Origin of the sequence: Enterobacter quasihormaechei, from assembly GCF_004331385.1 — a bacterium.
GTDB lineage: Bacteria > Pseudomonadota > Gammaproteobacteria > Enterobacterales > Enterobacteriaceae > Enterobacter > Enterobacter quasihormaechei.
The window spans coordinates 226291-251672 of the sequence record NZ_SJON01000001.1 but is presented as its reverse complement, the minus strand read 5'-3'; the positions used below and the strand labels follow the sequence as shown (position 1 = coordinate 251672).

Sequence of the window (25382 nt, the reverse complement as noted above, 5' to 3'; positions counted from 1 at the left end):
CCTGTTGCAAAGCCTGCTATCCGTTATACCACCACGAGACGAGCGCGCCACACCCATTGTCTATACTCAACACACAACAGACAACGGAGTGCGCCATGCCTTTACCTGATTTCAAATCCTCTGAACCCTACACCCTCGGCATCGAGCTTGAACTCCAGGTGGTGAACCCGCCGGGCTACGACCTGAGTCAGGACTCTTCCGCGCTTATCGCTGCCGTCAAAGACGACATCAAAGGCGGTGAAGTCAAACACGACATCACCGAAAGCATGCTCGAAATCGCCACCGGCGTGTGCCAGACCATCGACCAGGCGGCGGCGCAGTTCTCGGTGATGCAGCAGAGCATCCTGCGCGCGGCGGCGGAGCAGCATATTCAGATCTGCGGCGGCGGGACCCATCCGTTCCAGAAGTGGCAGCGGCAGGAAGTGTGCGCCGATGAGCGCTATAACGTCACGCTGGAGCGCTTTGGCTATCTGATTTTACAGGCGACGGTGTTTGGCCAGCACGTGCACGTGGGATGCCGAAACGGGGACGACGCCATTTATCTGCTGCACGGCCTGTCGCGCTTCGTGCCGCACTTTATCGCCCTCGCCGCGTCCTCCCCCTATATGCAGGGCACGGACACCAGGTTTTCCTCGTCGCGGCTCAATATCTTCTCCGGCTTCCCGGATAACGGCCAGATGCCGTGGGTCAACAGCTGGCAGGAGTTCGAGGGGCTGTTCCGACGCCTGAGCGCTACCAGCATGATCGACAGCATTAAAGATCTTCACTGGGACATCCGTCCCAGCCCGCACTTCGGCACCGTGGAGGTACGGGTGATGGATACCCCGCTGACGCTCGGCCACGCGATTAATATCGCCGGGCTGATCCAGGCGACGTCTCATTGGCTGCTGACCACGCGGCCCTATAAGCATCAGGAGCGGGATTTTCTGCTGTACCGCTTTAACCGTTTTCAGGCGTGTCGCTACGGGCTGGAGGGGGTTCTGACGGACGTGCATACCGGCGAGCACAAAACCGTGGCGGACGATATCGCCTGGCTGCTGGAGCAGGTTGCGCCGTCGGCCGAGAAGCTCGGCGCAACGAGCGCCATCAAGGAAATTGCCCTGCTGTTAAAGCAGGGCAAGAGCGAGGCGCAGCGCATGCGGGACTTCATCGCCGACGGCGGCTCGCTTATTTCTCTGGTTCAGAAACACTGCGAGCTGTGGGCGACGAGTCCGTAAGGCCGTGGCCCCACTCGCGCAGGCGCTGGAACAGCACGAACAGCGCGGGGATGAACACAATCCCCACCACGGTTGCCACCAGCATGCCGCTGAACACCGTGGTGCCAATGATGCGGCGGCTCTGGGCACCCGCCCCGGTCGCCAGCATCATCGGCAGGACGCCGATAATGAACGACACGGCGGTCATCATCACCGCGCGGAAGCGGCGCGATGCCCCTTCCCGCGCGGCATCGACAATCGCCATCCCGTCCATCCGCCGCGCGCGGGCGAACTCCACGATAAGAATCGCGTTTTTCGCCGCTAACGCGATCAGCAAGACCAGACCGATCTGGACGTACACGTCGTTGGCGTAGCCCGCCAGCCACAGCCAGACCAGCGCCCCGCCGATGGCGAACAGCACCGAAAGCATCACGCTCGCCGGGAGCGTCCAGCTCTCGTACTGGGCGACGAGGAACAGCCACGCCATCACCACCGCCGCCAGCACAATCCATACCGCCTGGTTGCCGGTCTGCTGCTCCTGATACGACATACCGCTCCAGGCGTAGTCGTACCCGGCAGGCAGGCTCTGCGCCAGAATTTCGCCCATCGCCGCCATCGCGGTGCTGCTGCTTACCCCTTCCGCTGCCGAACCGCTTACCGATACCGACGGGAACTGGTTGTACTGCTGAATAAATGGCGCGCCGACGGTCGGCGTGATGGTGACGAGGTTGCTCAGTCGCACCCGCTCGCCGCTGTTGCTGCGCACGAACAGCTCGCTGATTTGCTCTGCGCGCTCGCGCCACTGCATCTCGTTCTGCATCACCACGTGGTAAACGCGGTTGTTGACGCTGAAATCCCCGGCGCGGGTGCCGCCGAAGGCGGTTTGCAGGCTACTGAAGATGCGCGACACCGGCACGTCGAGCCGGGCCGCGCGCTCGCGGTCAACGGTCAGCGTCAGCTGAGGCACGTTGCTGCTCCAGGTGGTGAACACGCGGCTCAGTTGCGGATGCTGGTTGGCTTTTGCCAGCACCTCACGCGTAACGCGCTCCAGCTCCGCCGGGCTCTGCCCCGCCTGCGCCTGAATGCGCAGGTCGAAACCGGAGGCGTTGCCCAGCCCCGGCAGCGTCGGCGGCGCGAAGGTCATGATGGTCGCTTCCGGCAGGGCCAGCAGCTGGCGCTGAAGGGTGCCCATCACCTCATCCAGCGGCGGACGCTCGCTCCAGTCTTTGAGCATGATGGAGATAAACCCGCCGTTCGACGCGCTGGTGCCGTTGAGGATGTTAAACCCGGAGACCTGAATCACGTCTTCCACCGCCGGGTTTTTAGCGATCAGCGCGCGCGCGGTGGTCATTACCGCTTCGGTACGCTCCAGCGAGGCCGCCTCCGGCAGCTGGACGCTGGCGAAGAAGTAGCCCTGATCTTCCTGCGGCAGGAAGCCCTTTGGCATCGACATAAAGCTGAACGCCACCACCGCTGCCGCGCCTGCGGTGGCCAGCAGCGCCAGCCACGGACGCCGGTTGAATACGCTCACTATCCGGGTGTAAAGCGTGCGCGTGGCGTCCAGCCCACGGTTGAACCCACGGAAAATCGCGGCAGGCTTCGCCGGACGCGGGCGCAGCAGCATGGCACAAAGCGCGGGCGTCAGGGTCAGCGCCACCAGGCTTGAGAGCGTGACGGCGGTGGAGAGCGTCACCGCGAACTGGCGGTACAGCTCGCCGACGATCCCCGGCAAGAGCGCCACCGGCACAAACACCGCCAGCAGCACCAGCGTGGTGGCAATCACCGGCCCGGCGATCTGGCGCAGCGCCAGCGCGGTCGCCGCCGTGCGGCTCTGCCCTTCCGCCATCAGGGTTTCGACGCTCTCAACCACCACGATGGCATCATCCACCACCATGGTCAGCGCCAGAATAATGGCGAACAGGCTCAGCGTGTTGGCGGAGTAGCCGAGCGCGTAAAGCACCGCAAAGGTACCCACCAGCGACACCGGAATGGCGAGGGCGACAATCAGCGTCGCGCGCCAGCTTTGCAGGAACAGGGAAACGACTACTACAACCGCCAGCATGGTCAGCGCCAGCGAGACGCCGATCTCTTTAATGGTGGCGGCTACGAAGGTGGTGGTGTCGAATTTCACTTCGTAGACCAGGTCGTCCGGGAAGCGCGTCGAGAGACGCTCCAGCTCCGCGCGCACCGCGTCGGCCACGCGCAGGGCGTTAGCGGACGGCGTCGGGTAGATGCCAAGATAAGCAGAGTCATGCCCGTTCAGCTGGGCGCCCGAGCTGTAGCTGCGCGAGCCGAGCTCGATGGTGGCGACGTCCTTCAGGCGCACCAGCTGGCCCATCTCTCCGGCGCGAATAATGATCTCGGCAAAGTCTTCGGCCTGGCTTAAGCGCCCCAGCCCGTTGATGGTCAGCGTCTGCTGCTGGCCGTTGAATACCGGTGGCGTACCGATCTGGCCCGCCGCCCCCTGCACGTTCTGCTCGCGCAGCGCCTGCGCCACGTCGTCGGTCGTGACGTTCAGGGCGTTCATGCGGTCCGGACGCAGCCAGATGCGCATGCTGTAGTCCCGCGCGCCAAACATCTGCACCTGTCCCACGCCCGGCAGACGCGACAGCGCCTCGCGCACCTGCGTGCTAGCGTAGTTGCTGACAAACAGCGGCGTGTGGGTGTTGTTCGGTGAGTAAAGGCTTACCCCCATCATCAGGTTGGTGGCGCGCTTGCGCACCTGCACGCCGTTTTGCTGTGCCTCGGTCGGCAACTGCGCCACGGCCTGCGCCACGCGGTTCTGCACGTCGATGGCAGCGAGGTCTGGATCGGTACCCGCCGCAAAGGTGATGTTCAGGCTGTAGGTGCCTTCATCCGAACTGGTGGACTCCATATAGAGCATGTGATCCACCCCGTTAAGCTGCGTCTCCAGCGGCGTGGCGATGGCCTCTGCCACGTCAGCCGAGCTGGCGCCCGGCCAGCTGGCAGAGACATTCACCACCGGCGGGGTGATCTGCGGGTACTGCTCCACCGGAATGATCCTCAGCGCGATGGCCCCCAGCAGGGTGATGACCAGCGCAATCACCATCGCGAAGCGCGGGCGTTTGATGAAAAACGTCAGCATGATGGCTCCTTAATTGAGTATCTGAACGGCAGCACCGGGCTGCACGCGCTGCGCGCCGTCGGTAATCGCTCGCTCACCGGGCTTCACACCGGAGGCAATCTGAAACTGCTGGCCGATCTGCCCGGCTACGTTCAGCGGGCGCCTTTCAGCTTTGCCGTCGGCGTTAACCACCCAGGCGAAGAACCCGTCGCCGTTCTGCTGGACAGCGGCGGCAGGCAGCGTCAGCACCGGCTGCTCGCTCGCCGGACGCAGATAGACATTCACGTTGCCGCCGGGCAGCAGCTGGTGGCGCGGGTTCGCAAACTCGGCGCGCAGCATCACGCTGGCGGTGCGCGGATCGATGCGGTTGTCCACGGACGTCAGTTCCCCGCCGACGCGCTGACCGTTGCTGTCGATCAGCGCCTGCCAGGCCTGCTTCATGGCGCTGATATCCGCGTGCTGTCCGGCTTTGGTGGCAAACGCGCCCTCTTCCAGCGCAAAGGCGATGCGGATGGGATCGAGCTGCACCACTTCCACCAGCACGCCGCTGGCAGGATTCACCAGGCTGCCCACGTGGAACTGGCTATGCCCCACGCGACCGTCAATCGGCGAGGTGATGCGGGTGTAGTCCAGGGTGACGCTGCGGGTGTCGAGCCGGGCTTTCGCCTGCTCCAGCGCGGCGCTCGCCACGTCGCGCTGCATGCGGGCATTGTCCACGTCGTGACGGCTAATAGCGTTGCTGCTGCCCAGACTTTCGAAGCGGGAAAGCTGCTGCTGCGCCTGACGCAGCGTGGCTTCGGCGCTTCTCACTTCGGCCTGCGCCAGACGCAGGGCGGCACGCGGCTCGGCGTCGTCCAGCTCAAACAGCACGTCGCCTTTTTTCACGTACTGCCCGTCGCGGAAGTGGATTTTCGTTATCACGCCTTCCGTACGCGCGCGCAGCTCAACGGTGTGAATGGCTTCGATGCGGCCCGGGATCTGGCGCTCGGCGGCATGGGCGGTCTGCTCCACATTGGCGACGCGAACGGGAATAGCCGCGGCGAATGCGGGTGGCAGCGTGCAGGCGAGGAGTACGAACAGGAGCGGGAATTTCATGGGAGTACCTCTAATTTGTACCCCTCACCCCGGCCCTCTCCCCACAGGGGCGAGGGTGAAAACCGGGCGGTCCCCTCTCCCCTGTGGGGAGAGGGTTAGGGTGAGGGGGATCTTTGTTATGCAGCCTTACGGAACCTGCGGGTCAGTCGCTTCTCGATTTCGACGACGAAGAACATCACCCCAGCCACCGCCAGCGTTACGAACCAGTAGCGCAGCGGCAGCGCTTCGGTGCCGAACAGCATCTGCATAAACGGCAGGTAGATAATCGCCGCCTGGAGCAGGAACAGTACGCCCGTCACCAGCCAGATCCCTTTGTTCGCCAGCAGGCCGCGGTTCAGGGAGAACCCGTCGGTGTTGCGGCAGTTAATCATGTACACCCACTGGGCGCAGACCAGCATCTGGAGCAGCACGGTGCGGATGAACTCCGCGCTGTGGCCGCGCGGGGCCAGCCAGGCTTCAAGCGCAAAGGCGGCGATGGCAATCATGGTGCCGACGAAGGCCACGCGCCATACGGCGTAGGCGTCCATCACGTGCTGCCCGGTCTGGCGCGGCGGGCGGCGCATAATGTTGCGCTCGGCGGCCTCAAAGGCCAGGCCGAAGGAGAGCGTGGCGGAGGTCGCCATGTTCATCCACAGAATCAGCACCGGCGTCAGCGGAATGATATTCCCCGCCAGCAGCGCAATCACAATCAGCAGCCCCTGCGCCAGGTTGGTCGGCATAATGAACAGGATGGTTTTCTTCAGGTTGTCGTAAACGCGACGCCCCTCTTTCACCGCGCTGGCGATGGTGGCGAAGTTATCGTCCGTCAGGACCATGTCCGCCGCCTCTTTGGTAACTTCCGTGCCTTTGATGCCCATCGCGATGCCGACGTCCGCCTGGCGCAGCGCCGGGGCATCGTTTACGCCGTCGCCGGTCATGCCGACGATTTCGCCTTTATCCTGCAACGCTTTCACCAGGCGCAGCTTATGCTCCGGGCTGGTACGGGCAAAGATGTCGTATTTCACCGCCGCTTCCGCCAGCTCGGCATCGTCCATTTTCTCCAGCTGATAGCCGGTGACCGCCTGCTCGCTGTTGGTGATCCCCAGCATCTGGCCGATGCTCATCGCCGTCTGCGGGTGATCGCCGGTGATCATCTTGACGCGGATCCCCGCCTGCTGGCAGGCGTTAATTGCATCAATCGCTTCCGGGCGCGGCGGATCCATCATTCCGGCAATGCCGAGGAAAATCAGGCCGTGGCTCAGGTCGTCGTGCGTTAACGCCTGCTCGCCGTTCGCCGGCTTGAACGCCGCGGCAACCATGCGCAGCCCCTGACGCGCATAGCGCTCCATCTCCGTTTCCCAGTACGCGCGGTTGAAGGCTTCCGCGCCGTTGCGCGTCTGCTGCTGGTTGCACAGGGCGAAAATGACGTCCGGCGCGCCGGTAATCAAAATCTGCTCCTCACCGCCAATCTGGTAGTGGGTGCTCATATACTTGTACTGCGAGTCGAACGGGATCTTGTTGATAAGGGTGGTCATCACCGGCGCGAGGTGGGCTTTCGCAGCCAGCACCTTCAGCGCGCCCTCGGTCGGCCCACCGGTAATGCCCCACAGGCCGCGCTCGTCCTGAATCAGCTGGCTGTCGTTGCACAGGTCAACGGTGCGCAGGTACTGCTCGAGCACGGTGCCCGGCTGGATCTGTACCGGCTCATCGCTGCCTTCCAGGTAGATATTGCCCACCGGCTCGTAGCTGTTGCCGTCCACGCGGTAGCAGGTATCGGCAGTGATGATGGCTTTAACCGTCATCTCGTTCATGGTCAGGGTGCCGGTTTTGTCCGAGCAGACCACGGTCATCGCGCCCAGGGTTTCAACCGTCGGCAGCTTGCGGATAATCGCCCGCTTGCGCGCCATCGCCTGCACGCCCAGGGAGAGGATGATGGAGATAATCGCCGGCAGGCCTTCCGGTACGGAGGCGACCGCCAGGCTAATGAGGGAGAGCAGCAGCTCGCCCATCGGGATCTCGCGGAACACCAGGCTGAAGACGAACAGCGCAGCCATCATTGCCAGAATAATGGCGAAGATGGCTTTGCCCAGCTTGTCCATCTGCACCAGCAGCGGGGTGCGGTGTTTTTCAATGCCCGCCATCATCTGGTTGATGTGGCCGAGTTCGGTCTCCTGACCGGTGGCAATGACCACGCCCACGCCGCCGCCCGCGCTTACCGTCGTACCGGAAAAGACCATATTGGTGCGGTCGCCCAGCGGTAATTCGCCGTTAAGCGGGTTCGTGTGTTTATCCACCACCGTGGATTCGCCGGTCAGGATCGCCTCTTCCACGCGTAAATTATGCGCTTCGATTAAACGCATATCCGCCGGAATACGATCCCCTGCGCGCAACACAATAATATCGCCCGGGACGATTTCCGTCGTCGGGATAGTTTCATGGTTGCCGTTACGAATAACGCGCGCCTCGCTGGAAAGCATATTGCGAATACTCTTCAGCGATTTTTCCGCGTTGCTTTCCTGAATGTGGCCAATTAGCGCATTGATGACCGCCACGCCCAGAATAACCAGCGTATCAACCCAGTGGCCCATTACCGCGGTTAATACAGCAGCCGCCAGCAGGACGTAAATCAGTACATCGTTAAAGTGCGCGAGAAAACGCAGCCAGCCCGGCTTGCCTTTTTTCTCCGGCAGCGCGTTTGGGCCATGCTTTTGCAGACGCGCCTGCGCCTCGGCGCGGTCAAGGCCGCTGGCCTGGCTTTGGGTGTGGGCAAGCACCTGCTCTGTGTTCTGCTGGTACGCCTGTCCGCCTGCGGGTGGCATATTCTGTGAGAAATTTTTTTTGGTCATGGTATTTTTCCTTCAATATCCGGTGGTCGGAAGCCGGAATTCCTTTCTGGCTTTAATTAATTCATTTTTAAGACTTGCGGGTTAAATTGATCTACCGCAATATAATGACGACAAGGTTATTCAAAACTGATTTAAATTATTTCGATGCGCTGATTTTTACAAAATATTTCTAAACCAACACTAAACGAGGAGGAACCATGTTTGGTATTTATCGCGGACGGCGCCTGGCGTTATACATTGTCGCAGCCATTGTTATTGCGACGTTAATTGGATATAGCACCTATAGCTTTGTAAAATTACTTTCGTAAAAAAGACGTTTATTTACATTACGCGATATTAATTTAATCGCATCGGCGTTTATATTCTTTTTTGGCTATTTATTCGCAGAATAACGGTGGGCTGTGTCTTAATTTTGCCAGCCGGGATGATATTGCTTTACGTTTCAGGATGCCGGACAATGACATTTTTAACTGACGATTAACATTACGATGAAACACCCGTTAGAATCGCTGATTACCGCGGGAGGCATTTTACTGATGGCCCTGCTCTCCTGTCTGCTGTTACCTGCGCCGTCGCTTGGGCTGGCGCTGGCGCAAAAGCTGATTCAGACCTTTCACATGGTCGATCTGAATCAGCTTTACACCATTCTGTTCTGCCTGTGGTTTTTACTGCTCGGCGCCATCGAATTCTTCATTCTGCGTTTCGTCTGGCGCCGCTGGTTTTCACTGGCGTCGTAGGCCGGTGAAATCGCGCATCCCGTGGATCAGCGCTTCGCACCAGGCCGCGTAGTCGTGGCCGCTGGACCACGGATGGAAACTGACGCGATAGCCTTTTTCCCTCAGCACCTGTTCAAAATCCTTCGTGGTGCGATAGATGCCACCGCCCGGCCCCGCGGTTTCAAACTTCCCGGCCTGTAACCAGAAGCGTACCGGATACGGCGGAGACTGCTGGTACTGACGCGTCAGCCAGCCGGGGGCTTCACCTTTTGGCGCCCACCAGTAGGAGCCGGATAGACTCAGCACGTTGCCAAACAGCCGCGGGTAGCGTAGCGCCACCCAGGAAGAGGCGATTCCCCCGTAGCTTGACCCCGCCAGCACCGTTTTTTGCCGCTGCATCGCGATGCCCTGTCCGCGAAGCCACGGCAGCAGCTCGTGCGCCATGAAATCGGCGAAATCCGGGTTCGGCGGCAGTTCCTTGCCGCGTCGGGCATGATCGAGGCTGTCGATAAACACCACGTTAATGGGTGGCAGATGGTGCCGGGCAATCAGGCCATCCAGCACGTTGGCAAAACGGTACTCGTCCTGATAAATCTGTCCGTCGAAAAGGATGAGCGTCCAGCGCGCGGGCTGCGCGCCGCGCGGTTTATAGATCATCACTTCACGGGCATTGCCGAGGATAGTGCTGTTCAGCATCTGGCGGCTCAACGTTCCGTGCACCAGCGGCTGTGCCGTAGCCTGAACGGAGCAATAGCGCGCCGGGCTGAGATCGAGCAGGGAAAAGCGATTCCAGCGATCCGCCTTCTGTTCACCAAAGGTGTTCGGGTTAAGCGGATCGGCCTGCGCGCTCACCAGGATCGCGCGGCGCCTGTCGAGGGCAGAACCTTCCACGATCGGTACATTGGGGGCGAGCTTGTACTGCATCACCGTATCAGCGGGCACGACGTAGCTGCGAAACCAGACGTCGCTGTTGCCCAGGCGGAACAGCGGATCGTGATCCCCCGCCGGAGAGCCGAGAATGAACACGTTATCGCGCGCGCCGCGCCACAGAAAGGTCACGCGCTTATGGCTCGCGTCAACCGGCTCCACCATCGGCGTGCCCTGCCGACGCTGCGCCTGCCAGAACGCCTCGGTACTGCCACCGGCAGAAATAGCGTTTGCCAGCGCCTTCAGCGTCGGGCTTTCAGGCGCCAGCCTCTGTACGCGCGGCAAGGCGGAAGTCTCTTTCATTCGCCACTGAAAACGCCACGGCTTGCCCGCTTCGCCGTGCAGCACCAGCGAGGTGCGCTGTTTCACCGGCAGGGCAAACAGCAGCGTGTGTTCGCCGTCGGCAGGCCCGCCTTCGACCAACGTGCGAATGCGGCGGTTTTGACCGTCCAGCAGGCGCGCATCCGTCACGCCGTTCAGCGTGGCGGAAACGTAATTTTCATCCAGCTCGGGCAGCAAAAAGCAGACTTCGCCGCTGGCATCAAACTTTCCCTGAACATCCCCCAGCAGGGACGACTCCTCGCACGTTGCCGCCACCGCGGGCAGCGCGCCGATCCCCACCAGCAACCCACTCCATACGCTCTTCATTACCGCTTGTTTCCCAACGAAATTTGGCATCAACGCTAATGCAAATGGTAATAATTTGCAATATCACCTACAGCGTTTTACCGGTGATGTCAGAACGATCGCAGGTGTCGGCATGGGCTACAACGGCAGCGAGGCAATAAAAAAGCCGGGTGGCGGCTACGCTTTACCCGGCCTACATGCCGTCAAATTTAATGTGTCTGGCTGTGATTTTCTTTGCGGTACGCGCCGGGCGGCTGGTTGAAGGTGCGGGTGAAGATGCGCGTAAACGTCTGCTGCGAGTCAAAGCCGTAGCGCAGGCAGATGTCGTACACGCGTTCGTTTGATTCACGCAAATCGCGCGCCGCCATCAGCAGCTTGCGTTCACGGATATAGCGCCCCAGACTTTCGCCTTTGTATTGCATAAACAGCCGCTGTAAATGCCACTTTGAGTAACCCGCGTGGCGGGCAATCTCTTCGATACGTAACGGCTGATGCAGGTTGTCATCGATCCATTCGACAATCGTATCAATGACCTGAGCGGAAATCGTCATACTGCTCTCCCCCTCTGATTCTCGCTTAAACATTATTCCCACCACTCGCGAAATTTTTGCGTGGAATCACTCACCCGGACAGGCTCGCCCAGCTCCGGCGTCAGCAGCCGGTAGTTTTTATCCTTACTGGCTTTCGCCAGCTGGATCAGCGGATCGTTCCAGGTATGTTTCGCCAGCACAAAACGCCCGTTATGGCCCGGTACGATCGCTTTAGCATTGAGATCTGCCGAGGCCTGCGCCGTTTCTGCCGGGTGCATATGGATGTACTTCCAGTCCTGGTCGTACTGGCCGTTTTCCATGATGGCTAAGTCAACGCCGCCAAACTGCTCGCCAATCGCTTTGAAGTGCGGGCCGTAACCGGAGTCTCCGCTGTAGTAAACCTTCCGCTCCGGGGTGACAAACATAAAGCTGCCCCACAGGGTCTGGTTACGCTTAATGCCGCGCCCGGAAAAGTGGCGTGCGGGCAGCACGTGAACCGTCAGCGCATCGCTGATGTGTACAGACTGATTCCAGTCCCGCTCGTCAATTATGTCCGGGTTCATGCCCCAGTAGCGCAGGTGTGAGCCCACGCCGAGCGGCGTGACCACGCGCTTCACCTTCGGCAGCAGCGCCCTGATGGTGGCGTAATCCAGATGGTCATAGTGATCGTGAGAGATAATCAGCAGGTCTATCTCCGGCATGCTCTGTGCGCTCCACGGGTACTCCCCCGCAAACGCTTTATTGAGGAAGGAGAACGGCGCGGCGTAATTCCCCAGAACCGGATCGATCAGGATGCGTTTTCCCGCAAGCTGCATATACCAGGAGGAGTGGCCGAGCCACACCAGCGTGTCCTGTTCAGGCGACAGGCTGGCCAGTTCAGTTTTCACCAGCGGCAGCGGCTGAGCAGGACGGGCATTTTCGGTTTTACGGGTAAGAAACTGCCACCACGCTACCAGCATATTTTGTTGCCCGGTAAAGCCCGGCGTAGGGAGCGTGTTGTGGAATTGCCCGTCGCGATAGTGCGGGGAAGCTTCCACTTCAGAGAGCTGCGCACCCTGCGGCGGCTGACCAAATCCGGCATTCAGTACAAACGGTAAACTCGCCGCTGAAGCAATAATCATGACTAACACCACGCAGATGAATAGAGGCTTTTTCATTTCCTGACCCGCCAACGCGCCCCTTCCGATGGTTTGCGCGGGTGACACTTGATTATGAGTGAGTAAGCACTCATTATAGATAGGATGCTTACGCCGTCAAGAAGGTTTTCGATCTTTGACATTCCGCGTTGCAGCGTAACAAAGCACGTGTTTCAATCAGGGCTTTTACAATTGACGGGAGGAAAAATTTAGTGGCACGTCCGAAGAGTGAAGATAAAAAACAGGCCTTACTGGAAGCAGCAACCGCTGCATTTGCGCAGTCAGGTATTGCCGCCTCAACGGCGTTAATTGCCCGTAATGCGGGCGTCGCTGAAGGGACGCTGTTTCGCTACTTTGCTACCAAAGACGATCTGCTGAATGCCCTCTACCTGCATCTGAAGCAGGATCTTTGCCAGACCATGCTGGCGAACCTCGATCGCACCATCACCCTGCCGAAAGAGCACACCCGCAATATCTGGAACAGCTATGTGGACTGGGGTATTCGTAACCCCGTGGCGCATGCGGCTATCCGCCAGATCGGCGTCAGTGAAAAGCTGAACGCGGAAACGGAGCAGGCGGTGAAAGACATGTTCCCTGAGCTGCATGAACTGTGCCGCCGTTCGATTCGACAGGTATTTATGTCCGACGAGTTTAAGACCTTCGGTGATGCCATGTTCTTATCGCTGGCGGAAACCACCATGGAGTTTGCTACCCGCGATCCGTCCCGTGCCGTCGATTTTAAAGCGCTGGGCTTTGAGGCCATGTGGCGCGGGCTTGCTGAGGAGGATAACGATGGACGGTAAAACCTTGCAGGCGCACGCAAAACGCGTCGCACTGGAGATGCCCTTCACCGAACATTGCTGGCCGTTTGGGCCGGAGTATGACGTGTTTAAGGTGGGTGGGAAAATTTTCATGCTGATGGCGACCGTACGCGGTCGACCCCACGTCAGCCTGAAGTCCGATCCGGAAACATCGCTGCTCAATCAGCAGATCTACCGTGGCGTGGAGCCCGGCTACCATCTTAACAAGAAGCACTGGATTTCCGTGTACGGCACCGACGACGTTACGCCTGAGCTGGTCACCGACCTGATTACGGACTCGTGGAACCTGGTCGTCGACAAACTGCCGAAAAAAGACCAGAAGCGGATACGCCCGACCTGATTGTTCGCCTGAGGCGAACAGTATAAGCGCTCGAATCGCACTTATCTTTTCCCGCTTCGCGCGGTAATCTGCTTTCCTTTCACGCCCACCCACGGGCGAATTTCATCACCAGGAGTTGTTATGGATATTATTTCTGTCGCCCTGAAACGCCACTCAACCAAGGCGTTCGACCCCGCTAAAAAACTGACCGCAGAAGAAGCGGAAAAAATCAAAACGCTGCTGCAATACAGCCCGTCCAGCACCAACTCCCAGCCGTGGCACTTTATTGTTGCCAGCACTGAAGAGGGTAAAGCGCGCGTGGCAAAATCCGCGGCGGGCACTTATGTGTTCAACGAACGCAAAATGCTGGATGCCTCTCACGTAGTGGTGTTCTGTGCGAAAACCGCGATGGACGATGCCTGGCTTGAGCGCGTTGTCGATCAGGAAGAAGCCGATGGCCGTTTCAACACGCCGGAAGCCAAAGCCGCGAACCACAAGGGCCGCTGCTACTTTGCCGACATGCACCGCGTGGATCTGAAAGATGACGACCAGTGGATGGCGAAGCAGGTTTACCTGAACGTCGGTAACTTCCTGCTGGGCGTGGCCGCAATGGGCCTGGACGCGGTGCCGATTGAAGGCTTTGACGCGGCTATTCTTGACGAAGAGTTTGGCCTGAAAGAGAAAGGCTTCACCAGCCTGGTGGTGGTCCCGGTCGGGCACCACAGCGTGGAAGATTTCAACGCCACGCTGCCGAAGTCTCGTCTGCCGCTGAGCACGATTGTGACCGAGTGCTGATTCAAACGGGCCGCTGCACGCGGCCCGTTACGTTTTACTGATGACCAGCCTGCGGTGCGGATGGACATCGCGATCGCTTCCCCAGGCAAAGGCAATCCATCGCTCTTCCAGCTCAGCGTAAGAGTTTACGGGCGTTAACGTCCATTCTTCTCCCACCGTACCGTCTGCCACGCTAATGCGATAGTTCATGGTGAACGCCCAGTCGATCATGCGCAGCCAGAACCGTTGCCCGTCCCCCGTTTGCTCGCTGTCGGAGACTACGATGTCGTATTCGCTGAGCACCCACTGGAAAAATAATTGCGGTAATCCGCTAATTACGCGCTGGTGGACGGCGCGCGGGGTGCGCCATACCATCACCTGCGTGGCGGCACCGTGGGGAAAGGTAATTTCTTTATGAAATGTAAGCTTCACGGCATACGCCGTATAAGGCTTACCGTCATCGGTAGTCACGAGACGATATTCATCACCATAACGCGATTTTAAAAGTCGGTATCCGACAGGCAGCAAGAACCCCGGCAGATGAAAATCCGCAGTACCCCGCGCCAGAAATGCTTCGGTATGTTCGACGTTTCGGGAGATAAGCCCGAGTTTTTGGCTGAACTCTGCGGAATCAATCATCAGTGGCGACATTCATTGTTTCTCATCGCATAAGTATAGTCAACTTAACTTCCAATAGAAATCGCGTAGATTCAGTACGTTGATTAAGCGTCAATAGAGCGTAATCTGCGGATGCTTTACCCCACACACCATCGCATAACGCGTTAATGTATCGAGACTCGCCCGGGTAATATTCGCTTCCATTCTTGATACCGTTGGTGCGCTGACGCCCATCCGCTCCGCCACCTGGGCGCGCGTCAGGCCAGCATGATTGCGCCATTGCGCCAGCATCTCCCGCAAACGCTCCTTGCGCTCTTCTGCATCAAAGGAAGCCTGAACCTCTGTATCGCTTAACAGTTCAGCCCTGAGTTCATCCCAGTCAATAATCTTCTTGCTCATCTAACATCTCCTGTTGTCGCTTCAGTGCCAGACGAAGTTCAGCAGAGGGCGTTTTTTGCGTCTTCTTGATAAACACCCGCAGCAGAAAAATTGTCTTTTCTCGCTGATAGACGTAGATCCCACGCGTGTGGATCAGCCCGACGGTTCTGATTTCAAACAAACCATAGGGTAAGGGTTTGCTGACAGGCTCTCTCAGTGCCGTCGGATTAACGCATAGTTTATCAAGCTGACGAATCAGCTTCGCCTGTACCCCAGCAGGCAGGGAGAGAATCTCATCCCTGACCGCCTTATGAACGATAAGTCTGAACACGTTATTCATCCCTGATATTAGCATATAAGGCAATTTGTATTAAAGGCTAATTTTGCCTTTCATGACTCACCTTACCTGCTTTTAACAGTCAGTACCGGATCCGCATTGATTCCCTGAAAGCGCCTCGCAAAAAACTGATTTCCCCTGCCCGGCAAGCCACGCCATCGCCCGCTCTCCCGCCTCGTCTACCGGCAGATACACCAGCAACCGCGATCCGTTTCGCGGCGCGGAGTACCAGTACATCTGCTGGAGATGGAAATCCCCCAGTTCAGGATGGGTAAACAGCTTGAGCTGATTCTCCACGCCGCGCACGTCGTTGCGCTGGTGCCACAGGGTTTTGAACTCCTCGGAAACCGCGAAAAAACGCGCCAGCTTCGCTTCCCAGAGCGGGTCGCCCCGGTGTTCGGCCATTGCCGCGCGGAAATAGGAGACGAAAATCGGCAGCACGTCGTCACGTTTGCCGAGCCGCGCGCGCCACGCCGGATGGGTGAGGAAGAGATAAATACAGTTGCGATCTTCCGGCGGTATGGCGTTGAAATCGACGCCCATCAAATGCCCGAAGCTGTCGTTCCAGGCCACGATATCGAAATTCGGTTTCTGAATGCTGGCGGGTTTTGGCATCAGCGTATCCAGCAGGCGACGCGTGCCTTCGCTGATCCCCTCACAGCAGACCGCCTGTGGGGCTTCACCCGGCGGCAAACCGGCGAGCACAAAAAGATGTCGGGCTTCGGTTGGGGTGCATTGCAGCGCTTTTGCGATGGCGGCCATCACCGCGCTGGACGGGTTGACGTCCCTGCCCTGTTCCAGCCAGGTGTACCAGGTGACGCCGACGTCCGCGAGCATCGCCACCTCCTCGCGGCGCAGGCCCGGCGTGCGGCGGCGGCCGCTGCGCGGTAAGCCGAGGCGTTGCGGGTCAAGGCTTTCACGCCGGGCACGTAAAAAGGCGCCCAGCTGCTTGCGGGTGTCATCCTGGAGAGAGGTGACAGGTTCAGACATCAGCGCCATAAAATCTCCTGCATGGTAGTGCCAGTACCAGTATAAGCAAGAACTGGTACCCGTTTATCAGATGGTTGATGCTACGACTCTACGCTGTTTGACGCAATGGAGTCACCATGAATACGTCAGTTGTTTCACCGGGTCGTGCGGGCCTGATACTGCTGTTAACCGGCCAGATGCTGCCGCTGATTGATACCTCAATCACCAACGTGGCACTGGATTCCATCACCCAGTCGTTACACGCCACTGCTACCGAACTGGAGCTGATTGTCGCCCTCTACGGCGTGGCCTTCGCCGTCTGTCTGGCCCCCGGCAGCAAGCTGGGCGATAACCTTGGCCGCCGTCGTCTGTTTATGTGGGGCGTGGCGAGTTTTGGCCTGGCCTCGCTGCTGTGCGGCATGGCGGGCAATATTGAACAGCTGCTTGCCGCGCGCATTATTCAGGGTGCGGGCGCCGCGCTTATCATGCCGCAAATTCTTGCGACGCTGCATGTCACGTTAAAAGGGACGGCACACGCCAAAGCGATCAGCCTGTTTGGGGGGATCGGCGGGATTGCGTTTATCGTCGGCCAGATGGGTGGCGGCTGGCTGGTGTCGGCGGACATCGCCGGGCTGGGCTGGCGCAACGCCTTCTTTATCAACGTGCCGATTTGTCTGGTGGTGCTGGCGTTAAGCCGTCGCTACGTCCCGGAAACCCGCCGCGACACGCCGTCGCGCATTGACTGGACCGGAACCGTCCTGCTGACGGCGATACTGTGCTGTCTGCTGTTCCCGATGGCGCTCGGCCCGCAGTGGCACTGGTCCTGGCCGCTGAAGGCCGCGCTGATGGCGATTGTGCCGCTGGCCGGGTTAATGGTGCTGAACGCGCGCAAAAAAGAGCGTGAGGATGCCCACCCGCTGATTGCGCCGCGCCTGTTGCAGCTGCGCAGCATTCGCTTTGGCGTGCTGATTGGGATGCTCTTTTTCAGCGTCTGGTCCGGGTTTATGTTCTGCATGGCGCTGACCATGCAAAGCGGTCTGGGGATGGCGCCGTGGCAGTCCGGGAACAGCTTTATCGCGCTCGGCGTGACCTATTTTATCTCTGCCTGGTTCGCCCCACGCCTGATTGCCCGCTACAGCACCAGCGCCATCCTGCTGACCGGGCTTGCGATTCAGCTTGTCGGCCTGGTGGCGCTGATCGCCACGTTCCGCCACTGGGGAATGCACAATACCGCGCTGACGCTGGCCCCGGCTACCGGGCTGGTGGGTTACGGGCAGGCGCTGATTGTGAACAGCTTCTACCGCATCGGGATGCGCGATATCCAGCCTGACGACGCGGGGGCCGCGAGCGCGATTTTAAGCACCCTGCAACAAGCTGCGCTGGGGCTTGGCCCGGCCATTTTCGGCGCAATTTTGCTGCACGGGCTGCACACTCATCACGGCAATTACACCCAGGCGGTCAACGTCTTTCTGATGGTGGAAACGGTCATGATGGTGGTGCTGGCGCTGGCCACGCTGCGCATGCGCCATCGCCTGAGTTTACCGGTCGTCAAGGCCTGCCCGACGACAAAATAAAACAGCCTGAATTTGCATAATAGATCCGCAGCCGCCATTATGGGGCTGCATCAATACAGGAGACGTTATGCAGGAATTAATTGCTCAGGTTGAAGAGTTAGGGATTGAAATTAATCACACCACCTCTTTAGTGATTATCTTTGGTATTATTTTTCTTACCGCCATCATTGTTCATTTTATTCTGCACAAAGTGGTGCTGCGCGCCTTTGAGAAACGCGCGCAGGCCAGCAGCCATTTATGGTTGCAGATCATCACTCAGAACAAGTTATTTCACCGTCTGGCGTTTACCCTTCAGGGGATAATCGTCAACGTTCAGGCGGTACTGTGGCTGCAAAAAGGCAGCGAAGCAGCGGAAATGCTCACCACCTGCGCAAAGCTGTGGGTGATGGTATATGCCCTGCTCTCTTTCTTCTCGCTGCTGGACGTCATATTCAATCTGTCGCAGAAAATGGCCACCGCGTCGCAGCTGCCGCTGAAGGGGATATTCCAGGGCATCAAGCTGGTGAGCGCTATTCTGGTGGGGATCTTAATTATCTCCCTGCTGATCGGCCAGTCTCCCGCCATTCTGATAAGCGGCCTGGGTGCGATGGCTGCCGTTCTGATGTTGGTATTCAAAGATCCGATCCTGGGCTTAGTGGCTGGCATTCAGCTCTCCGCCAACGACATGCTCAAGCTTGGTGACTGGCTGGAAATGCCGAAATACGGCGCCAACGGCACGGTGACGGATATCGGCCTGACCACCGTTAAGGTGCGCAACTTCGACAACACCATTACCACCATCCCGACCTGGGCGCTGGTCTCCGACGCGTTCATCAACTGGAGCGGTATGTCCGCCTCCGGCGGTCGCCGCATTAAGCGCAGCCTGAATATCGACACCACCAGCATTCATTTTCTCGACGAGCAGGAGCAGCAGAAGCTGATTCAGGCGAAACTGCTGAAGCCCTATCTGGCCGCGCGCCATGAGGAAATTAATCTGTGGAATCAGCAAAACGGGGAAGGAGAATCGGTATTAAACCTGCGCAAGATGACCAATATCGGCACCTTCCGCGCCTACCTGAATGAATATCTGCGTAACCATCCGCGTATTCGTAAAGATATGACGCTGATGGTGCGCCAGCTGGCGCCGGATGCCAACGGGCTGCCGATTGAAATATATGCCTTTACCAATACGGTCATCTGGGCGGAATACGAAGATATTCAGGCCGACATCTTCGACCATATTTTCGCGGTAGTGGATGAGTTTGGCCTGCGTATTCATCAGTCACCGACCGGAAACGATATTCGCTCGCTGGCAGGGGTTATTGCCAGATAATCAGGCGCTGGCGCGGGAAATAAAGCGCCAGCCCATCATCACCCTTTCCGTGGGCGCATCCGGGTTGTCAATTTTGTTTAAGAGCAGATTGACCGCCTTGCGCCCGATATCCCGCGACGGCTGTTCGATGGTGGTAAGTGAAATCATGTCCGCCAGCTCCGTACCGTCAAAGCCGACCACGGCAATATCCTCCGGCACCCGCAGACCTGCCTGCTGAATAGCGCGCAACGCGCCCGCCGCCAGCGTATCGGAAACGGCAAATACCGCATCCGGCGAATTATCTTTTAACAGGTTTTGCATCGCCGCCATGCCCGCTCTGGAGCTGAGCTCACTGGCGTACTCCACCGCCTGATAGTCCAGACCCCGCAGGTGGATCACGCTCTTATAGCCGCGCTCGCGCAGGCGGGCATATTTGTAGCTGAGGTCGTGGTTGATCAGCGCGATACGCTTGCGCCCCCCGTCGGCCAGCTGGCTGACAACGTGCTGGGAGGCATCAACATCGTTTATCCCCACGCAGGAAACCGCTCCCGCATCCGCGTATTCGGCGCACTGCACCCACGGCGCAGAACCAATCAGCGCCGCCAGTTCCGGCAGTTTTGAAAACGCATCCATGGTAATGATGCCGTCGACGATTTTGCCCGACAGCAGGCTTAAGCCCGAGCGGGAGCGCTCAATGTCCGAGCCGGAGTTGCAGAGCAGAATGCGATAGCCGTTCTTTTCCGCCTCCGCTTCGATGCCCTTCACCACTTCGGCGCAGAACGGATTAGCGATGTTCGAGACCATCACCAGGATCATATAGCTGCGGGCGGTGCGCAGCTGACGCGCCAGCAGATTGGGCTGGTAGTTACTCTCCTGGATCGCCTGCAAAACGCGCTCGCGGTTTTTCGCCTTCACGGTATCGCTGTTGTTCAGCACGCGGGAGACCGTTGCCACGGAAACCCCGGCCAGCTGGGCGATTTTCTGAATTGACATAGCGACGATACATCCTGCGGTTAGCGTTTTGTGCAGGCTATCATAAATTCGTTGCCCGGCGAACCGGGCAATGCGTCAGCGTTCCACGCACACCCAGCGCTGCTGCTGATGGCTTTTCACAATAGCATCAATGATATACATCACGTTTTCGCCATCGTGGAAGGTGGCAAACTGCGCCGCCTCAGGCATTACACCGGCCTGCACGGCACGGTAAAACTGCGCCATCATATTCTTAAAAGCATCCGGCCAGCCTTCAATGTGCCCGCCGGGGAAGTGGGCGCTGTCGGCCACGTCACGGTTCATCAGGCCCGGATCGTCGGTGAGCGTCTGGTTTGCCCGGTCGCGATGGCCGATCCACAGCTGCTGCGGGATCTCCTGATCCCATGCCACCGACCGCTCGCTGCCGTTAATTTCAAAGGTCAGACGGTTTTTTCGCCCCGCGCTCACCTGCGAGACGCTAAAGCTGCCTTTGCTGCCATCGTCAAAGCGGAACAGTACCGAGCCGAAGTCTTCGGTCGTGACCGGTTTGTCTTCATACTCCGCCTGCTCGTCATGGGAGAAGGTCTGATGACCGCCCGCGCTGACCTTGCGCGTCGGCCAGACGATGGATAAATCAGCCATCACCTCGGTAATGCGCCTGCCGGTCACATACTGCACCGTATCGCACCAGTGGGAGCCGATATCCGCCACCGCCCGCGATGCGCCGCCGAGCGCGGCATCCACCCGCCAGTTGTAGTCGGTTTCCAGCAGCATCCAGTCCTGGAGGTAGCTGCCGTGTGAGGCAAAAATCCGCCCGAGGCTGCCCGCGCGCATCATGCTCGCCGCCTGACGCACCATCGCAAACTGGCGATAGACGAAGCTCACGCCGTGCATCACGCCCGCCTGCTCCGCCAGCGCCACCAGTTCGCGCGCCTCCTCAGGCGTCATGCAGAGCGGCTTTTCGGAAAACACGTGCTTGCCCGCGCGCAGGATCTGGCGGTTAATCTGTGCGTGCAGGTGGTTCGGCGTGCAGTTGTGCACCACGTGCAAATCAGGGTGCGCGAGCAGCGCCTCAACGCTGCCGTACGCGTGCGGTACGTTAAGCAGGCGCGCCTTTTCCTGCGCCTTAACGAGCGAGCCGTCGCACAGCGCGACCACCTGAACAAACCCGAGGCGCCTGAGCGCCTCGATATGTGCCGGGCCAATAAACCCGCTGCCGACGATCCCGACGTTAATCATGGCTGTCCCCTGCGGCGAAATCGTCAAACGCCCGTCCGGAAACGGGAATGATGTGGCGGCGGATAAATTCGCTGCCTTCACTCGCCCCGGTATCGCCATCCTTCATGCAGCACTCCCACTCCAGCACCGCCCAGCCGTCATAGTCGTACTGGGTCAGCTTGCTGAAAATGCCTTTGAAGTCGATCTGCCCGTCGCCGGGCGAGCGGAAGCGTCCGGCGCGGTTGATCCACGGCTGGTAGCCGCCGTACATGCCGCTGCGCCCGCTGGGGCGGAACTCGGCATCCTTCACGTGGAACGCTTTAATACGCGCATGGAAGATGTCGATAAAGGCCAGATAGTCCATCTGCTGGAGCAGCATATGGCTTGGATCGTAGAGAATGTTGCAGCGCGGATGGTTGTCCACCAGCGCCAGAAAACGCTCGAAGGTCACGCCGTCGTGCAGATCTTCCCCGGGATGCAGCTCAAAACAGACGTCTACGCCCTGTTCGTCGAAGGTATCCAGAATTGGCCGCCAGCGATCCGCCAGCATCTGAAACGCCTCCTGAAAACGCTGCTCGTTGTGTGGCGGCCACGGATAGAAAAACGGCCACGCCAGCGAGCCGGAGAAGGTCGCGTGCGCCTTCAGCCCTAATCTTGCCGAGGCGACCGCCGCCTGCTTCAGTTTTTCGGTTGCCCACGCCCGGCGCGCCGCCTCGTTACCGCGCACGGCGGCGGGCGCGAAGTGGTCAAACGCCTCGCTGTAAACCGGATTCACCGCCACGAGCTGCCCTTCCAGATGGGTCGACAGCTCGCTGATCGCCAGCCCGTGCGCAGCCAGCTTAGCGGCGATGTCGTCGCAGTAGGCCTCGCTCTCTGCGGCTTTCTCCACGTCAAAGATGTGCGGATGGTTGCAGGGGATCTGCACCGCTTTGTAGCCCTTCGCAGCCGCCCATCCGGCCAGCCCGTCAAGGGTGTTGAACGGCGCGTGCTCGCCAATAAACTGCGACAGAAAAATGCCGGGTCCTTTCATCGTCCTCATACCACCTCCTGAACGTTACGCCTTGTCATCGTCATACTTAAACGTGAGAAGGAAAATCAGCGCGATCGCCGCGGCCGCCACCGCCGGGATCCACCAGAATGTTACCCACGCCTGCGGCACGGTCTGCCCTGCCACCAGGCGGTTATAGAGCGCGCCGGAAATCTGCGAGCCGAGCAGCATGCCGATGCCGTAGGTGAACATCACGATCATGCTCTGGGCCTGGCCTTTCACCTTTTCGCCCGCCACCCGGTCGGTGTAGATAAAGCCGACGACAAAGAAGAAATCGTAGCAGACGCCGTGCAGCAGAATGCCGAGATACAGCAGAATGCGCCCTTCCTCGCTGACGCCCAGCGCGAACATGGCGTAGCGCACGAACCACGCCAGCATGCCGATCAGCAGCATGACCTTCACCCCCAGGCGGCGGAACAGCAGCGGAATGACCAGCATGAAGACGATCTCGGACATCTGCCCGAAGGACATGGCGGTGCTGACGTCGGCAATTCCCGCATCCGCCAGATACGAGGCGGTGTAGGCGTAATAGGTGCCGAGCGGAACGGAGATCAGCATCGCGCAGACGGAGAAGACGAAAAAGTGGCGGGTTTTGAGCAGCGCGAACGCATCCGCGCAGAAGAGATCCCGCACCTTCACCGGCAGGCCTTTCGCCGGTGCAGGCGTGTGCGGCAGCGTCAGGCTGTAAAGCGCCAGCAGCACGGAGCTGGCCGCCGCCACCTGAAAGATGGTGACGCTGGACGCCACGCCGGTGACGCCGATGAAAATGCCCGCCACGATCCAGCCGATGGTGCCGAACACGCGCACCACCGGGAAAGTTTTATCCACGTTGGCCAGGCTGTGAAACGCGATGTTGTTGGTCAGCGCCAGCGTCGGCATGTAGCAGAGCGTGTAGCCAAACAGCAGGCCAATCAGCAGCGCGCCGTTCCCGGCAATTAGCGCTCCCGGCACGAACAAAAGGATCGCCGCGCCCACGAGGTGCATCACCGCCATCACCTTCTGCGAGGCGAAGAAGCGGTCCACCAGCATGCCGAGCACGAACGGCGAGAGAATGGAGGCGATTGGCCCGGCGGAGAACGCATCGCCAATCAGCAGAGACATGTTGTACTGGGTCATCACCAGGCCGAGCGTGACCGACCAGCTACCCCAGATAAAAAATTGCAGAAACATCATCAGCGACAGCCGGGGCACCAGCAGCCAGTGCTGTGTTATCGCCTTTTCACTACCATCAGTTGACACCATGATAAGCCTCACCCGGGAAAAGTAATCGATTACAAAACGGTTCATATGAAAAGTAATCGATTACAATTCAAAGATCCTGTTGATCGAAACAGAATTGGGAGAAGGGTCACGATAAAGGTGAAGGGGGTGCCGGGTGACGGCTGCGCCTTACCCGGCCTACAAAATAACGTCCCCGGACATGTAGGCCCGGTAAGCGAAGTCTGGTTTGGTGCGGTCTGGTGCCCTCACCCCGGCCCTCTCCCACAGGGAAAGGGTGAAAACCGCGCTACTTTTTGCGTGTAAGCTTAAAGGCAACAAACAGGAATACCACCCATACCGGCAGCAGCATTGCTGAAAGTCGCATCTCATCCATGGTGCACATCAGCACCAGAATCAGCCCCAGGAACGCAATACAGATATAGTTCCCCGCCGGGTAGAGCAGCGCTTTAAACTGCGTCTCGCGTCCCTTACGGCGCATCGCCGCGCGGAAACGCAGGTGCGCGAGGCAGATCATGATCCAGTTCAGCAGCAGCGTCGCCACTACCAGCGCCATCAGCAGACCAAAGGCCTCTTTCGGCAGCAGGTAGTTGATCAGCACCACCAGCGAGGTGATAGCGCCAGAAAGAAACAGCGAATTGACCGGTACGCCGCGACGGCTGACGCGGGTGAGGAACTTCGGCGCGTTGCCCTGTACGGAGAGGCCAAACAGCATACGGCTGTTGGAGTAGACCCCGCTGTTGTACACCGACAAAGAGGCCACCAGAATGACGAAGTTCAGTGCGGAAGCCACCACGTTGCTGTTCAGATCGTGGAAAATCATCACAAACGGACTGCTGTCGGATTTCACTTCCACCCACGGGTAGAGCGCCAGCAACACCACCAGCGAGCCGATGTAGAACAGCAGAATACGGTACACCACCTGGTTGACCGCTTTCGGGATGCTTTTGTGCGGGTCGCGCGCTTCAGCCGCGGTAATGCCAATCAGCTCCAGACCGCCGAAGGAGAACATAATGACCGCCAGCGAGAGGATGAGCCCTTTCCAGCCGGTCGCCAGGAAGCCGCCGTGCTGCCACAGGTTGTCGATGGTGGCTCGCTCGCCGCCGTGGCCGGAGAACAGCAGCCACAGGCCAAAGCCGATCATGCCGATAATTGCCAGCACCTTAATCAGCGCAAACCAGAACTCGGTCTCACCATACAGGCGCACGTTCACAAGATTAACGGCGTTAATAATGATGAAGAAGGCCGCCGCCCAGATCCACGTGGGCACGTCCGGCAGCCAGTACTGCATGTAGATGCCGGCGGCGGTCAGCTCTGCCATGCCCACCAGCACGAACATCACCCAGTAGTTCCAGCCGGAGAGGAAGCCTGCGAACGGGCCCCAGTATTTATAGGCAAAGTGCGCGAAGGAGCCGGACACCGGCTCTTCAACGACCATCTCGCCGAGCTGGCGCATGATCAGGAAGGCGATGATCCCGGCGATGCCGTAACCCAGCAGAACCGCGGGACCGGCCATCTGAATGGCGGGGCCGATGCCGAGAAACAGCCCGGTACCGATTGCGCCGCCGAGGGCAATTAACTGAATATGTCGATTTTGCAAACCACGTTGCAGCGTCGGATTCTGATCCGACGAAGCTTCAGCGCTACCATGGCCTGAAGCGGATGACGCGTCTTTCACGCCCTACCCCTGTCTCTTTTTTAGAAGGGG

22 protein-coding genes are annotated in these 25382 nt (G+C 59.2%); 7 read left to right on the top strand and 15 right to left on the bottom strand.

Annotated elements, in window-relative coordinates:
* Window positions 1-95: 95 nt before the first annotated feature.
* Window positions 96-1217, top strand: coding sequence for a YbdK family carboxylate-amine ligase (locus E0L16_RS01180; RefSeq protein WP_063868913.1), 1122 nt, complete (start codon window positions 96-98; stop codon window positions 1215-1217).
* Here E0L16_RS01180 and E0L16_RS01175 read toward each other — a convergent pair.
* From E0L16_RS01175 to E0L16_RS01165, 3 genes are all read right to left on the bottom strand, one after another.
* A complete protein-coding gene (locus E0L16_RS01175; RefSeq protein WP_131636127.1) occupies window positions 1168-4302 on the bottom strand; it encodes an efflux RND transporter permease subunit in 3135 nt (1044 codons plus the stop codon). The genes E0L16_RS01180 and E0L16_RS01175 overlap by 50 nt on opposite strands.
* Window positions 4303-4311: 9 nt before the next feature.
* Window positions 4312-5376 (bottom strand): efflux RND transporter periplasmic adaptor subunit, encoded by a 1065-nt coding sequence (locus E0L16_RS01170; protein ID WP_131636126.1) that lies wholly within the window; start codon window positions 5374-5376, stop codon window positions 4312-4314.
* Window positions 5377-5492: 116 nt separating this feature from the next.
* Window positions 5493-8201 (bottom strand): cation-transporting P-type ATPase, encoded by a 2709-nt coding sequence (locus E0L16_RS01165; protein ID WP_131636125.1) that lies wholly within the window; start codon window positions 8199-8201, stop codon window positions 5493-5495.
* Between the two features lie 488 nt (window positions 8202-8689).
* On the opposite strand from E0L16_RS01165, the gene E0L16_RS01160 reads away from it, so the two are divergent.
* A complete protein-coding gene (locus tag E0L16_RS01160; protein ID WP_064910879.1) occupies window positions 8690-8938 on the top strand; it encodes a DUF1158 domain-containing protein in 249 nt (82 codons plus the stop codon).
* On the opposite strand, the gene E0L16_RS01155 is transcribed toward E0L16_RS01160, so the two are convergent.
* The 3 genes from E0L16_RS01155 to E0L16_RS01145 form a co-directional block, all read right to left on the bottom strand.
* The gene (locus E0L16_RS01155; protein WP_131636124.1) at window positions 8924-10492 is read right to left on the bottom strand and encodes an alpha/beta hydrolase-fold protein; all 1569 of its coding nucleotides are present in this window, start codon (window positions 10490-10492) and stop codon (window positions 8924-8926) included. The two genes, E0L16_RS01160 and E0L16_RS01155, sit on opposite strands and share 15 nt — an antisense overlap.
* A gap of 188 nt (window positions 10493-10680) precedes the next feature.
* On the bottom strand, window positions 10681-11022 hold the full coding sequence (locus E0L16_RS01150) for a RamA family antibiotic efflux transcriptional regulator (RefSeq protein ID WP_063451551.1): 342 nt from the start codon (window positions 11020-11022) through the stop codon (window positions 10681-10683).
* Window positions 11023-11054: 32 nt separating this feature from the next.
* A complete protein-coding gene (locus tag E0L16_RS01145; RefSeq protein ID WP_063868923.1) occupies window positions 11055-12158 on the bottom strand; it encodes a RomA family MBL fold metallo-hydrolase in 1104 nt (367 codons plus the stop codon).
* Window positions 12159-12349: 191 nt separating this feature from the next.
* Here E0L16_RS01145 and E0L16_RS01140 point away from each other — a divergent pair, with 191 nt between their 5' ends.
* From E0L16_RS01140 to nfsB, 3 genes are all read left to right on the top strand, one after another.
* Window positions 12350-12940: a TetR/AcrR family transcriptional regulator gene (locus tag E0L16_RS01140; RefSeq protein ID WP_063451553.1), complete on the top strand. Its 591-nt coding sequence runs from the start codon at window positions 12350-12352 to the stop codon at window positions 12938-12940.
* Window positions 12930-13298, top strand: a complete 369-nt coding sequence (locus tag E0L16_RS01135; RefSeq protein WP_131636123.1) for an MmcQ/YjbR family DNA-binding protein — start codon at window positions 12930-12932, stop codon at window positions 13296-13298. Before E0L16_RS01140 ends, E0L16_RS01135 begins: the two co-directional genes overlap by 11 nt.
* Before the next feature lie 120 nt (window positions 13299-13418).
* Entirely contained in the window at window positions 13419-14072 is a 654-nt protein-coding gene (nfsB, locus tag E0L16_RS01130) for an oxygen-insensitive NAD(P)H nitroreductase (protein WP_023324270.1), read from the top strand.
* 27 nt (window positions 14073-14099) lie between these two features.
* Here the strand turns inward: nfsB and E0L16_RS01125 are convergent, their stop codons facing one another.
* From E0L16_RS01125 to E0L16_RS01110, 4 genes are all read right to left on the bottom strand, one after another.
* Window positions 14100-14702, bottom strand: coding sequence for a hypothetical protein (locus E0L16_RS01125; RefSeq protein ID WP_045260722.1), 603 nt, complete (start codon window positions 14700-14702; stop codon window positions 14100-14102).
* 78 nt (window positions 14703-14780) lie between these two features.
* A complete protein-coding gene (locus E0L16_RS01120; RefSeq protein WP_131636122.1) occupies window positions 14781-15068 on the bottom strand; it encodes a helix-turn-helix domain-containing protein in 288 nt (95 codons plus the stop codon).
* Entirely contained in the window at window positions 15049-15378 is a 330-nt protein-coding gene (locus tag E0L16_RS01115; protein ID WP_131636121.1) for a type II toxin-antitoxin system RelE/ParE family toxin, read from the bottom strand. The genes E0L16_RS01120 and E0L16_RS01115 overlap by 20 nt, the downstream gene beginning before the upstream one ends.
* Window positions 15379-15459: 81 nt before the next feature.
* Window positions 15460-16383: a helix-turn-helix transcriptional regulator gene (locus E0L16_RS01110; RefSeq protein WP_131636120.1), complete on the bottom strand. Its 924-nt coding sequence runs from the start codon at window positions 16381-16383 to the stop codon at window positions 15460-15462.
* 107 nt (window positions 16384-16490) lie between these two features.
* Here E0L16_RS01110 and E0L16_RS01105 point away from each other — a divergent pair, with 107 nt between their 5' ends.
* Together E0L16_RS01105 and E0L16_RS01100 are read left to right on the top strand one after the other, a co-directional pair.
* On the top strand, window positions 16491-17927 hold the full coding sequence (locus E0L16_RS01105) for an MFS transporter (RefSeq protein WP_131636119.1): 1437 nt from the start codon (window positions 16491-16493) through the stop codon (window positions 17925-17927).
* A gap of 67 nt (window positions 17928-17994) precedes the next feature.
* Window positions 17995-19239 (top strand): mechanosensitive ion channel family protein, encoded by a 1245-nt coding sequence (locus E0L16_RS01100; protein WP_022647326.1) that lies wholly within the window; start codon window positions 17995-17997, stop codon window positions 19237-19239.
* Here E0L16_RS01100 and E0L16_RS01095 read toward each other — a convergent pair whose 3' ends face one another.
* The 5 genes from E0L16_RS01095 to pheP all read right to left on the bottom strand — a co-directional run bounded on the left by E0L16_RS01095 (window position 19240) and on the right by pheP (window position 25352).
* The gene (locus E0L16_RS01095) at window positions 19240-20211 is read right to left on the bottom strand and encodes a LacI family DNA-binding transcriptional regulator (RefSeq protein ID WP_131636118.1); all 972 of its coding nucleotides are present in this window, start codon (window positions 20209-20211) and stop codon (window positions 19240-19242) included.
* A gap of 75 nt (window positions 20212-20286) precedes the next feature.
* The gene (locus E0L16_RS01090) at window positions 20287-21429 is read right to left on the bottom strand and encodes a Gfo/Idh/MocA family protein (RefSeq protein WP_131636117.1); all 1143 of its coding nucleotides are present in this window, start codon (window positions 21427-21429) and stop codon (window positions 20287-20289) included.
* Window positions 21422-22447 (bottom strand): sugar phosphate isomerase/epimerase family protein, encoded by a 1026-nt coding sequence (locus E0L16_RS01085; RefSeq protein WP_131636116.1) that lies wholly within the window; start codon window positions 22445-22447, stop codon window positions 21422-21424. Before E0L16_RS01085 ends, E0L16_RS01090 begins: the two co-directional genes overlap by 8 nt.
* 15 nt (window positions 22448-22462) lie before the next feature.
* Complete coding sequence (locus E0L16_RS01080; RefSeq protein ID WP_131636115.1) at window positions 22463-23698, bottom strand: MFS transporter; 1236 nt, start codon at window positions 23696-23698, stop codon at window positions 22463-22465.
* 265 nt (window positions 23699-23963) lie between these two features.
* Window positions 23964-25352, bottom strand: coding sequence for a phenylalanine transporter (gene pheP, locus E0L16_RS01075; protein ID WP_131636114.1), 1389 nt, complete (start codon window positions 25350-25352; stop codon window positions 23964-23966).
* Window positions 25353-25382 lie beyond the last annotated feature (30 nt).